This is a genomic window from Hamadaea sp., assembly GCF_013362815.1.
Lineage (GTDB): Bacteria > Actinomycetota > Actinomycetes > Mycobacteriales > Micromonosporaceae > Hamadaea.
Map to the genome: position 1 here is coordinate 1 of NZ_JABFVK010000057.1, position 11,766 is coordinate 11,766.

At 68.6% G+C, this 11,766-nt stretch carries 13 protein-coding genes; 6 read left to right on the forward strand and 7 right to left on the reverse strand.

All coding sequences use genetic code 11. From position 1 onward, the window contains the following. Positions 1–7: 7 nt before the first annotated feature. From HOV77_RS24790 to HOV77_RS24800, 3 genes are all read left to right on the forward strand, one after another. Positions 8–1,033 (forward strand): 6-phosphofructokinase, encoded by a 1,026-nt coding sequence (locus tag HOV77_RS24790; protein WP_290865638.1) that lies wholly within the window; start codon positions 8–10, stop codon positions 1,031–1,033. A 126-nt stretch (positions 1,034–1,159) separates the two neighbouring features. After that, entirely contained in the window at positions 1,160–1,972 is an 813-nt protein-coding gene (gene proC / locus HOV77_RS24795) for a pyrroline-5-carboxylate reductase (protein ID WP_290865614.1), read from the forward strand. A 124-nt stretch (positions 1,973–2,096) separates the two neighbouring features. Then, entirely contained in the window at positions 2,097–2,468 is a 372-nt protein-coding gene (locus HOV77_RS24800) for a hypothetical protein (protein WP_290865616.1), read from the forward strand. 89 nt (positions 2,469–2,557) lie between these two features. Here HOV77_RS24800 and HOV77_RS24805 read toward each other — a convergent pair whose 3' ends face one another. Both HOV77_RS24805 and HOV77_RS24810 read right to left on the reverse strand, forming a co-directional pair. Further along, a complete protein-coding gene (locus tag HOV77_RS24805) occupies positions 2,558–2,881 on the reverse strand; it encodes a hypothetical protein (protein ID WP_290865618.1) in 324 nt (107 codons plus the stop codon). Then, complete coding sequence (locus HOV77_RS24810) at positions 2,878–4,239, reverse strand: sulfatase (RefSeq protein ID WP_290865620.1); 1,362 nt, start codon at positions 4,237–4,239, stop codon at positions 2,878–2,880. Before HOV77_RS24810 ends, HOV77_RS24805 begins: the two co-directional genes overlap by 4 nt. Positions 4,240–4,396: 157 nt before the next feature. Here HOV77_RS24810 and HOV77_RS24815 point away from each other — a divergent pair, with 157 nt between their 5' ends. Continuing rightward, entirely contained in the window at positions 4,397–5,803 is a 1,407-nt protein-coding gene (locus HOV77_RS24815) for a class II 3-deoxy-7-phosphoheptulonate synthase (RefSeq protein ID WP_290865622.1), read from the forward strand. Beyond that, on the forward strand, positions 5,796–6,827 hold the full coding sequence (locus tag HOV77_RS24820) for a GntG family PLP-dependent aldolase (protein ID WP_290865624.1): 1,032 nt from the start codon (positions 5,796–5,798) through the stop codon (positions 6,825–6,827). Before HOV77_RS24815 ends, HOV77_RS24820 begins: the two co-directional genes overlap by 8 nt. A gap of 266 nt (positions 6,828–7,093) precedes the next feature. Here the strand turns inward: HOV77_RS24820 and bfr are convergent, their stop codons facing one another. The 5 genes from bfr to HOV77_RS24845 all read right to left on the reverse strand — a co-directional run bounded on the left by bfr (position 7,094) and on the right by HOV77_RS24845 (position 11,466). Beyond that, complete coding sequence (bfr, locus tag HOV77_RS24825) at positions 7,094–7,573, reverse strand: bacterioferritin (RefSeq protein WP_290865626.1); 480 nt, start codon at positions 7,571–7,573, stop codon at positions 7,094–7,096. 109 nt (positions 7,574–7,682) lie between these two features. Next, positions 7,683–7,859, reverse strand: coding sequence for a (2Fe-2S)-binding protein (locus tag HOV77_RS24830; RefSeq protein WP_290865628.1), 177 nt, complete (start codon positions 7,857–7,859; stop codon positions 7,683–7,685). Positions 7,860–7,919: 60 nt separating this feature from the next. Beyond that, positions 7,920–8,765 (reverse strand): deoxyribonuclease IV, encoded by an 846-nt coding sequence (locus tag HOV77_RS24835; protein ID WP_290865630.1) that lies wholly within the window; start codon positions 8,763–8,765, stop codon positions 7,920–7,922. Beyond that, positions 8,765–10,711: a Stk1 family PASTA domain-containing Ser/Thr kinase gene (pknB, locus tag HOV77_RS24840; protein WP_290865632.1), complete on the reverse strand. Its 1,947-nt coding sequence runs from the start codon at positions 10,709–10,711 to the stop codon at positions 8,765–8,767. The genes HOV77_RS24835 and pknB overlap by 1 nt, the downstream gene beginning before the upstream one ends. Before the next feature lie 86 nt (positions 10,712–10,797). Further along, positions 10,798–11,466, reverse strand: a complete 669-nt coding sequence (locus tag HOV77_RS24845; RefSeq protein ID WP_290865634.1) for a hypothetical protein — start codon at positions 11,464–11,466, stop codon at positions 10,798–10,800. A gap of 54 nt (positions 11,467–11,520) precedes the next feature. Between HOV77_RS24845 and HOV77_RS24850 the strand changes: the two genes are divergently transcribed. Continuing rightward, the coding region (locus HOV77_RS24850; protein ID WP_290865636.1) for a DNA-binding protein at positions 11,521–11,766 on the forward strand (246 nt) is incomplete at its 3' end.

Here is an 11,766-nt window from a genome sequence, read left to right on the forward strand (position 1 = left end):
GATCGAGATGCGTATCGGTGTTCTCACCGGCGGGGGCGACTGCCCCGGTCTCAATGCAGTCATCCGCGCGGTCGTCCGCAAGGGTGTCGGGACCTACGGGCACGAGTTCGTCGGGTTCAAAGACGGCTGGAAGGGTCCGCTGGAGGGCCTGACGAAGCCGCTCGGCGTCCAGGAAGTGCGCGGCATCCTCCCGCGCGGCGGCACCATCCTCGGCTCGTCCCGGACCAACCCGTTCAAGATCGAGGGCGGCGTCGAGCGGATCAAGAAGAACCTCGCCGAGATGGGCGTCGACGCGCTCGTCGCCATCGGTGGCGAGGACACCCTCGGGGTGGCGACGAAGCTCGACGAGCTCGGCGTCAAGGTGGTCGGCGTACCCAAGACGATCGACAACGACCTCAACGCCACCGACTACACCTTCGGCTTCGACACCGCCGTCAACATCGCCATGGAGGCGATCGACCGGCTCCACACCACGGCCGAGTCGCACCACCGCACCGTCGTCGTCGAGGTCATGGGCCGCCACGCCGGGTGGATCGCGCTGCACTCCGGTCTCGCCGGCGGCGCCAACGTCATTCTGCTCCCCGAGCGGCCGTTCGACCTCGAGAAGGTCGTCGACCACGTCGAAAGCCGCTTCCGCACCAACTACTCGCCGATCATCGTGGTCGCCGAGGGCGCGGTCCCGGCCGAAGGCGACATGGTCACCCTCGGCGGCGAACTCGACGCGTTCGGCCACGTCCGCCTCGGCGGCATCGGCACCTGGCTCGCCGGGCAGATCGAGAAGCGTACGGGCAAGGAGGCGCGGGCCGTCGTGCTCGGCCACACCCAGCGCGGTGGTACGCCGACGGCGTTCGACCGGGTACTCGCGACGCGGTTCGGGCTGCACGCCATCGACGCCGTTCACGAGGGGGACTGGGGGAAGATGGTCGGCCTTTCCGGCACCGACATCGTTCGGGTTCCTCTTGTCGAGGCTACTCGTGAACTTAAGACTGTTCCGGTCGAAAAGTATGCCGAGGCTGAAGTCCTGTTTGGCTGAGGTCGTGAAGATGGGGGGCGGAGTGACCCGCTCCGGGCGGTCAGGCTTGATCCCTGCTCGGGTCACTCCGCCCCCCATCGCATTTGTCGCTGCCGCGGGTGGTTGGGGCTAGTGGGGTTGGACGGGATGGGTATGCACACCGTTGCCGTAGTTGGTGCGGGCAAGATCGGTGAGGTTCTGCTCTCCGGTCTGGTGAAGGCGGGCTGGCCCGTCGACCGTTTGATCGCCACCGCCCGTCGACCTGAGAGAGCCTCCGAACTCGAACAACGCTACGGAGTTCGAGTACTTGGCAATGCTGAGGCGGTCGCTGCCGCTGATGTCGTCGCCATCGCTGTCAAGCCGCAGGACGCGGGCGCGCTGATGACTGACCTTGGGCCGCTGATTACTTCCGACAAGCTGCTCGTTTCGCTTTGCGCTGGTCTTCCCACCTCGTTCTTCGCCAAGTATCTGGCCGCTGGTGTGCCGGTTGTTCGGGTTATGACTAATACGCCTGCGCTGGTTGATGAGGCTATGACGGCCATTTCGGCTGGGGCGCATGCGACTGCTCAGCATCTTGCGTTGGCGGAGGAGATGTTCAAGCCGCTAGGGCGGACTATTCGGTTGCCTGAGTCGCAGCAGGACGCGGTGACTGCGTTGAGTGGGTCGGGGCCGGCTTACTTCTACTTCCTCGTCGAGGCCATGACTGATGCGGGGATCCTCTTGGGGCTGCCGCGGCAGGTGGCGCACGACTTGATCGTGCAGACCGCCATCGGGTCGGCGGTCATGCTCCGGGATTCGGGGGAGCATCCCGTGAAGCTGCGGGAGGCGGTCACTTCGCCGGCCGGCACGACGATCTCCGCCATTCGCGAGCTCGAGAATCACGGCGTACGCGCGGCCCTGCTCGCCGCGTTGGAGGCCGCCCGGGATCGGGCGCGGGAGTTGGCCGCGCAGAACACCTGACCGCACCCCGTCACTCTGTAGTGCGCAGGATGCCCGGATTGCGTGAATGAATCCGGTTCAGCCTTCCGTCCCGGGATCGGGTCGCCTTACCGTCGGTTCAGGTCCGAACACAGTGGAGGCGGTCATGCGTCGAGCAGTCATCTTCTCGGGCACGGTTCTCGCCGTACTCGCGGTCTCTTCCCCCTCGTACGCGTTCGCTCATAACGCGGTGCGAAACCCGGTCTGGCACGCCGTACTCGACGTCCTGACGCTCGCGGTGGTCAGCGCTCCACTGTGGACGGCGTACGCCTGGGGCGGCAAACGGCGCGGCGCTCTGCTGGCGCTGATCGGGCTGGTTCAGCTACCCGTCGCCGTGATCGGGTTCGTCCCGATCGCCAATCCGGTGCTCCACACGGTGCTCTTCACGTTCGCCCTGACCGTGACCGTGGCATCCATCGTCTCCGTCCGCCGGTTGTCGCGAGCCGGCCAGGAGACACCCGTACGCGCCGGGCGCTGACCCGCAACCGTCCGGCGCACCTTCCCGCTGTCGGCCGCGGCTGTGTGAGGGGCAGTCGTGGTCGACGGCGGCCGGTGTTGATCAGGATGCTAGGTGGTCTGACACTCCGTCAGGCGGGACCTTAGGTTCATGATCAACGAGAGGGTGTGGGTGGGGTCGGGGCAGCCGGACCGGGGTTCGGTCCAGGACCCGTCGGGCTGCCGATATGCCGTCCATCGACAGTGCGCTTCATCGGCGTACCCCCAGGCCATGAAGACCTCGACCCCGGTGAAGCGATAGACGCCGACGGTCGCGACCCGCCCGGAGTCCGGGCGGCTGAAGTAGGTCGCGTGCAGGCCGGGCACCGGGACGCCCTCGACGCTGACGTCGAAAGCCTCCCGGTGCGGCCGGTAGAGCGTGAGGTCAGGCCTCACGGGCAGCCCGCGCCCGAGCAGTGACGGGCGGCGGAGAGCTTGTCCCGCAGCGCGTCGCCCAGCTTGCGATCGGCGTCGGAGACCTTGCCGTGCAACACGTTCGTCAGCTCGCCGGGATCGGTGTCCGTGTGGTAGAGCTCGCGGAACGACGTCTTGCCCTGGTCGTCGTAGTTCTCGATGTAGTGGGTCTTGCCGTCCCACAACGCGGCCCAGGTCGGCACCTTCGAGTTCTTCAAGTCGTACCAGTACTCGGTCAGCACCGGCCCCGGCCGCGCGGTGCCCAGCAGCGATCGCCCGTCGCGCTTGCCGCCGGTCGCGCCGGCCGCCGCCATGATCGTCGGCATGATGTCCACGCTGCTGGCCATCCGGTGGTCCGTGCCCGCCGTCACGTGCCCGTCCCAGCGCACCAGCAGGGGTACGCGTACCGAAGGCAAATAGCCGACGAACTTCTCGGTACGCCCGTGCTCGCCCCAGAGGTAGCCGTTGTCGCTAGTGAAGATCACCATCGTGTTCTTCAGGACGCCGCGCGCGTTCAGATCGCTGAGCATGCCGTCCACCGCGTCGTCGACGCTGAGCAGCGTACGCAGCATCTTGTGGCAGATCTCGTCGTATGCGGCCGGATCGGGCTGCGTCCACTTGAGCCAGATCGGCTTGTCGGAGACGTCGGCCTCACCCGCCTGCAGGCACTTGCCGACGTCGGCGCTGGAGTACTTGGGCTCCGGAGTGGACGGCCGATGCGGGGCGTACGGGGCGTAGTAGGCGAACCACGGCTTGCCGCCCGTCTGGTCGAACCCGCGCAGCCAGCCCTTCAGCTTGTTCGCGTACCAGGTCGTCGAGTACGCGTTCACCCACTCCAGCTTGCCGTCGGTGTACGTCTTGAACCCCTGGTATCCGCCGTGCATGGCGCTGTAGTGGTCCCACCCGGGCGGCGCGGAGTCCAGCGGCCACGAGTTCAGGAACTTGCCCGCCATGGCGGTCCGGTAGCCCGCCTTGCGCAGCAGCACCGGCAGCAGCTCGCCCTGGTGCACCTTCGGCCCGTCGGTCTGCAGGTGCACGTCGGTGTTGTGCGGGAACTGGCCGGTCAGCATGCTCGCCCGGCTCGGGCAGCAGGACGGGATGCTGACCGTCGCCCGGTCGAAGTTCCGCCCGCCGGAGAACCACTTCATGGTCTTCGGCATCACCCGCATGGTGTCCCAGCGCTGGTCATCGGTATTGATCAACAGGATGTTGGGCTTGGCCGCCTCGGTCGCTACCTGGGACTTCGCCGGCCTGGTCGGTGCGGCCTTGGCCGGCCCGGATACGGCGGCCGCCGCTGCCAAGACGGCTAACGCGGTCGCAATGATTGGACTAATACGCACAAAAAGGAAGTGTTCCGCGCGATCATGAACTTATGTGCGTGCTCGCCCGGCGTGTCGCGTGACCAGCTCCATGATCGTTCCCTTTTCTCGGTGATCACCTGGCGGGATGAGCCCGGGCGGTGGGCACCGTTCTCGATCGCCGCATTAGGCTGCTGGCATGCGTACGGCATCCCGTCCCGAGTGGCACCAGCTGCGGCATCCCGGCTTCGAACAGCGAATTCGGACGTCCGCCGATCCGGCCGAGGCGGCTGCCCTCGGCCTCGACGAGTGGCGCAAGCTGCCCCGGGCCCAGATGCCGCCGTGGGCCGACTACTCCGAGGTCGAGCAGGTCTCGAAGGTGCTGGAGGGCGTACCGTCCATCGTCGCGCCCTATGAGGTCGACCAGCTGCGGATGCGCCTGGCCGAGGTCTGCGAGGGCCGCGCGTTCCTGCTCCAGGGCGGCGACTGCGCCGAGACCTTCGCCGACAACACCGAGGAACACCTGCTCGCCAACGCCCGGACGCTGCTCCAGATGGCGGTCGTCCTGACGTACGGGGCGTCGCTGCCGGTCGTCAAGGTGGCTCGGGTGGCCGGTCAGTACACCAAGCCGCGGTCGTCGGACACCGACGCGCTCGGGCTGCCGGCGTACCGGGGCGACATGATCAACTCGCTGGAGGCGACCGAAGCGGCGCGGGTCGCCGACCCCCAGCGCATGATCCGGGCGTACGCCAACGCCGCTGCTGCGATGAACATGCTCCGGGCGTACCTGGGCGGGGGCCTGGCCGACCTGCACGCCGTGCACGACTGGAACCGGGACTTCGTGCGTACGTCGGCCTTCGGCGAGCGCTACGAGGCGATCGCGCGGGAGATCGACCGGGCGCTCGCCTTCATCAACGCCTGCGGGATGACCGACGACGAGGCGCTGCGCACCGTCACCCTGTACGCCTCCCACGAAGCGCTGGCGCTGGAGTACGACCGGGCGCTGACCCGGATCTCGGACAGCCGCGCGTTCGGCCTCTCCGGCCACCTCCTCTGGGTCGGCAACCGCACCCGCCAGCTCGACAGCGCGCACCTCGACTTCATCTCCCGGATCTCGAACCCGGTCGGCGTGAAGATCGACCACAAGATCCCGTCGTCGGAGCTGCTGGAGATCTGCGAGAAGCTGAACCCGGACAACATCCCCGGCCGCCTCACGCTGACCTGCCGGATGGGCAACCAGTTCGTCCGCGACGCGCTGCCACGCATCGTGGAGGTGGTCCGCGACGCCGGGCACAAGGTGGTGTGGCAGTGCGACCCGATGCACGGCAACACCCACGAGTCCTCGAACGGCTACAAGACGCGGCACTTCGACCGGATCGTCGACGAGGTACTCGGCTACTTCGAGGTGCACAAGATGATGGGCACCCACCCCGGCGGCATCCACATCGAGCTGACCGGTGAGGACGTCACCGAGTGCCTCGGCGGTGCACAGGCGATCGAGGACGCCGACCTCGCCACCCGGTACGAGACGGCGTGCGACCCGCGCCTGAACACCCAGCAGTCGCTGGAACTGGCCTTCCTCGTGGCGGAGATGCTTCGTGGCTGACGTGATCATCGACCTCAGGTCCGACACGGTGACCCGGCCGTCCGCCGGTATGCGCGAAGCCATGATGGCGGCCGAGGTCGGCGACGACGTCTTCGGCGACGATCCCACAGTCATCGAACTGGAGCGCCGGGTCGCCCAGCTACTCGGTCACGAGGCCGCCCTCTTCGCCCCGTCCGGGACGATGGCCAACCAGATCTGCCTGCAGACGCTGGTTCCGCCGACCTACGAGCTGCTCTGCGACGTCGGCGCGCACATCGTGACCTACGAACTGGCGGCCGCGGCCGCCTTCGGTGGGATCAGTACGCGTACCTGGACGCCGGGTGGGTCCACACTGGACCTGGAACTGATCGAGTCGCTGGTGATGCCGGAGGGCTTCCGGGCGGCGGTCACCCGGGCGATCGCCGTCGAGCAGACTTATGGCCGCGACGGTGGCACCGTCATCGCGTACGACTCGCTGGCGGCGTTGCGGCGGATCGCCGATCGGGCCGGCGTCGCGTTGCACTGCGACGGAGCCCGGATCTGGCACGCCTCCGTCGCCACCGGTGTGCCGCTCGACGCGTACGGGGCGCTGTTCGACACCATGAGCGTCTGCCTCTCCAAGGGCCTCGGCGCGCCGGTGGGATCGGTGCTGGTCAGCTCGGCCGAGAACATCGAACGCGCGCGGCTGATCCGCAAGCGGATGGGCGGCGGCATGCGCCAGGTCGGCATCCTCGCCGCTGCCGGCCTGTACGCCCTCGAACACAACCTGCCGAGGCTCGACCTCGATCACGCGAAAGCGCGGCGGCTCGCTTCCGCCCTGGCGCAGTACGGCGTGTGCGATCCGGCGACGGTCGAGACGAACATGGTCATGCTCGACCTGCGGGAAGCGGCTTTCGACGGGCCGTCGCTGGCCCGGGCCGCCTCCGCCGAGGGCATCCTGTGCGCTGCGGTCGGCCCGCGTACGCTGCGGCTCATTCCGCACCTCGACGTCGACGACGACGGGATCGACCGGGCGATCGAGGTCTTCTCCACATTGCTGAAGTGACGGGCCCGGCTGGGGCCTCTGCCCGGCTGGGCCGTTCCGCGGCGCTGGAGTCGACCCGGGTTGACCTTGAACGGAAAACGTCGCCCGGGCGACGCAAACCGCTCAAGATCAACGATCCGGCCCAGCGAGGCGAAGCCGCCGAAGGGTGGCGAGCGGTGCCCAGCGCCATCGCGTACGCCGGGCGACCAGTTCGCCGATCACGACGCAGGGGAGCAGCACCGCGACGGCCAGCGAACGGGTCCGCGGAGCGTACCGGACCGAGCGGGTCAGGGCTCGGGGTGTTCGGTGACGTTCTGCAGGTAGAGCTGCTCGCCGAGGGTCTCGATGAGGTCGAGCTGCGTCTCGAGGTAGTCGATGTGGTGCTCTTCGTCGGAGAGGATGTCCTCGAAGATGTTGGCCGAGGTCACGTCACCGATCGAGCGCATGTATTCGATGCCTCGCCGGAGCCGGTCGATCGCCTCTTCCTCGACCTTCATGTCGCATTTGAACTGTTCTTTGACGTTCTGACCGATTCGCAGCGGGAACAGCTTCTGGAAGTTCGGCAGGCCTTCGAGGAACAAGATGCGCTCGGCCAGGCGGTCGGCGTGCTTCATCTCGTCGATCGACTCGTGCCGGGTGTACTTCGCCAGCTTCGTGAAGCCCCAGTTCTCCTGCATGCGGTAATGCAGCCAGTACTGGTTGATCGCGGTCAGCTCCGCCGTGAGCTGCTCGTTGAGGAATTCGATGACGCGAGCGTCGCCTTGCATGGCGTTTGAACCTCCCAGTGAGATATCTCGGAAGGCAATCTACGCGCGTATGTCCGAAACATCGGGCTAAGCGAAGAAACGGCGCGCCGTCCAAAAAGCGGCGGAAGATTCAGGCGGGGACGGCGGAGAAATAGTCCTCGATCATGTCCCGAAGCCGGTCGTGGCAGGTGAAGCAGTTGGTGCCGGCCTCGCACTCGTCCCCGATCTTCTCAAGGTCGTGTGCGCCGCACTGGATCGCGGAGTGAACCTCTTCCTCACTCACGCGGTTGCAGATGCACGCGTACACCGGGGTCCTTCCTGAGGGGCGGTTAGCCTTGCCTCAGTAAGGGTGCCCTAAAACCCCAGGTCATGCAAGATGTGGTGACACACTCCGCAGCGCCGCAAGATCGGCGGTATGCGTTTCTCCGGGCGTCTCCACGATCACCGGGAGCCCGGCGGCGGCCGGATGGGCCAGCAGTTCCCGGAACGGCTCCAGCCCGATCATGCCCTGGCCGATCGCCTCGTGCCGGTCCCGGGTGGACCCGAGCGGGTCCTTGGAATCGTTGGCGTGCACCAGTTCCAGCCGCCCCGGGCCGACCGCCGCGACCAGCGCGTCGAGGGTGGCCGTCATACCGCCGGGAGCCGCCAGATCGTGCCCGGCCGCCCAGGCGTGGCAGGTGTCGAAGCAGACGCCCAGGGCCGGATGGTGGTCGACCGCGGCGAAGTACTCCGCGAGGTGTTCCACCCGGGCCGCCAGCGACCGTCCACCGCCCGCCGAGGGTTCGACCAGCAACCGCGGCCAGCCCTCCGCCGATGACCTGTCCAGCAGCGGCAAGAGCGCCTCGCGTACCTGTTTCCAAGCTTGATCGGTGTGGCTGGGGTCGACCGAGCTGCCCGCGTGGAAGACCACCCCGCGCGCGCCGATGGCCTTGCCCCGGATCAGCGCGTGGGAGATCGCCGCCTCCGACTGGGTGACCGTCGCGGGCGTGGGCGAGCCGAGGTTGACCAGCAGCGGGGCGTGGATGAACGACGGAATCCCGCGATCAGCGCAGCCGGACAGGAACAAGCCGTCCTGGATCGGGTCCCCGGCCGACTGCCGCCAGCTGCGGGCGTTGCCGATGTAGACCTGGACCGAGCCCGCGCCGACCTGATCGACGTACGCCAAAGCCGACTTGGCCAGCCCGCCGGCCGAGTTGGAGTGCACTCCGAGCATCAGACCACCCGGCAGCGGATCACGACCTGCTGCCCCTGGTTGACCATGATGCCCGGCTTCGGATCCATGTCGCGGACCCAGCCCATGTCCCCGTCCACCTGCACGTTGAGCCCCATGGCCGTCAACTGGTTCTTGGCGTCGCCGCAGCTCCAGTTCATCACGTCGGGCATGGCGAACGAGGTCGGGTTCTCACTGACGGTGAGGGTGATGACCTGGTCCTTCTCCGCGCCCGAGCCGTCCACCGGGTTCTGCGCGATGACCTGGCCGTTGGGCTTGTCGGACTTCTGGAAGGTGATCGCCACCTTCAACCCCATGCCCTCCAGCTGCGCCCGGGCGGCCGCCTGGTCCTGGCCGACCACGTTGGGCACGGTCAGCGGGGCCTTGCCCTTACTCAGGATCACGGTGACCTTGTCGCCCGGCTTCATCTCGGTGCCGACCGCCGGTTGCACCGCGATCACGGTGTTGGCCGGTGCCGTGTCGCTGTACTGCGCGGCACCCTTCACCGGCTGGAGCTTCACCGCCGACATGTCGACGACGGCCAGCTCCCACGTCTTGCCGACGACGTCGGGCACCTGGTAACGCTCGGGGCCCAGCGACAGGGTCATCTTGATGTCGCTGCCCTTGACGACCCGTTCGCCGGCCGGTGGGTCCTGGTCCAGGACCGTGTCCTTCTTGATCTCCTCGCTGAACCGGCCCTGGTCGAAGTGCGCGGTGAAGCCGGCCTTGCGGGCGACCGCCTCGGCCGCGGCCCGATCGAGGCCGGTGAGCTTCGGGGCGGCCTCGTACCGGCCGAAGCCGAGCCACCAGCCGCCGACCAGCACCAGCAAGGCGAGCACGACGAGACTGGCGGTCAGCGCCATCCGGCCGCGTGGCGAACTCTTCACCCGGGCGTACGCGTTCCGGGCGCGCTCGACGAGCGTCGGATCCTCCTCGGCGTACTGCTGAGGGGCGGGGCGGGCGCGTCCGGCCGGGCCGGGCGAGGGCAGCCGGGCCCAGGACGGCCGATCTGACGGCGTGACCTGTCCGACGACCACCGTGGGCTGGGCCGACGGACGGGCGCGGGCGGCGGCGGCGACGATCACCTCGCGGGCCTGCTGCACCTCGGTGAGCAGGGTGCCCGCGTCGGTCGGCCGCAACGCGGGATCCCGGCGGGTCGCCCGCGCCACGATGTCGTCCACGATCGGCGGCAGCCCCGGGACGAATCGCGACGGCGCCGGCACATCGCGGTCGACGTGCTGCCAGGCGATGTCGACCGGGCGGTCGCCGTCGTAGGGGACCCGGCCGGTGAGCATCTCGAACAGGACGATGCCGGCCGCGTACACGTCGGAACGGGGGTCGGCGACGCCGCTGGTGACCAGCTCGGGAGCCACGTACGCCACGGTCGCCATCAGCTGGCCGGAACCGTCGTCGGCGCTGGCCGCGACCGCGCGGGCCAACCCGAAGTCGGCCACCTTGACGACGGCGTCGACGAGTTCGGCCGAGCCGCTCGGAGCCTCGGCGATCAGCACGTTCTCCGGCTTGACGTCGCGGTGGACGAGGCCGGCCCGGTGGGCGGTGGCGATCGCGGCGAGCATCTGCTCCAGCACGGCGAGCGCTTCGACGGGGCCGAGGCGGCGGCGCTCGGCGAGGATGTCGCGCAGCGTCCGGCCCCGGACGTACTCCATCACCAGGTAGGGCAGCCCTTGGTGGTTGCCCTGGTCGTAGACGGCGACCACGTTCGGATGAGTCAACCGGGCGATGGTCTTCGCCTCGTCGGTGAACCGCTCGACGAACTCGGGATCGGTGGCCCGCCCGGTGTGGATGATCTTGATGGCGACGGTCCGCTCGAGCCGCTCGTCCGTCGCGGTGTAGACAGTCGCCATCCCGCCACGGGCGACTCGCCCGCGGATCCGGTAGCGGCCGTCCAGCAGCGACCCGAGGAGATTGTCGGCGACCTGAGTGTCCATCGGCGTGCAGTCTAAGTCAGTCTCGGCCGTCCAGACACCATTGGGCCGCTGGGCTGGATCGGAACGCGTCGTGCCGACGGGCTCGATCACCGGGTGGCCCCGGTTCCCGGGGGCTCCGTCGGCCCGGCGGTGGCTGTGGGTGAAGTCACACCGGAGGGGGACGGGGTCGGCGTACCGCTGGGGCTCGGGCTGGCCGACGTCCCAGGGCTGGGCGGCTGGGTGCAGCTGCACGTGGGCACCGGCGCGGGCGTGGGCACCGGCGGCTTCGGCGTCTTCGTGGTCGCGTGCGGCCGCTTGGTCACCTGCGAGGTCGCCGGAGCCGAGGTGAGCACGGCCACCGGCTCGGGAGATCCGCCGACTGGCGATGGGGCTGGGGCGGCGTGTGCAGGCAACGCGGCGGGCGGCGCACCCGGGTCGAGCAGGGCGCGCATACCCGTGATCATGGCGAGGACGCCGCCGGCCGACAGCGCCAGCAGCACCAGTCCGGCCGCGACCAGTGTCATCCGCTGGCGGGCTGGTGAGCGTACGGGGTCGCTCGGGCGCGGACCTTTGGCCTTGCTGCGGCGGTGGCCCTTCGGCGGGGGCGGCGCGACCGCCCGAGGCGCTCGCAGCTCGACCTCGGTCTCCGACCAGGAATCGGCCCAGGGATCGACGGGTTTCTCGGAATCAGGCGAAGCGGAACGCTTGCGCAGGTCGTAGCGGACCGAGCGCCAGGCGCCGGCCACCTCTCGCTGAATCACACGCAGGGGGTTCACGTCGTGGTTCCTCGGGTGCGGGATCCCGGCCGGGCTGACGGATCGGCCCGCCGAATGTGGGATCGTGTACGGGTGACTGAGAACGTCTCAACGTGGGTGAACCTCCCCGACGTGGCCGAGCGCTTCGGCGTGCCGATCACGAAGGTCCACCAATGGCGGCGGGAAGGCGCGCTGCTGACCGTGCGCCGGGACGGCGTGCTGTATGTGCCGGCGGAGCTGGTGGCGAACGACACCGTGCTCAAGCACCTCCCCGGCGTGCTGACGTTGCTGCGGGACGCCGGGTACAACGACGAAGAGGCG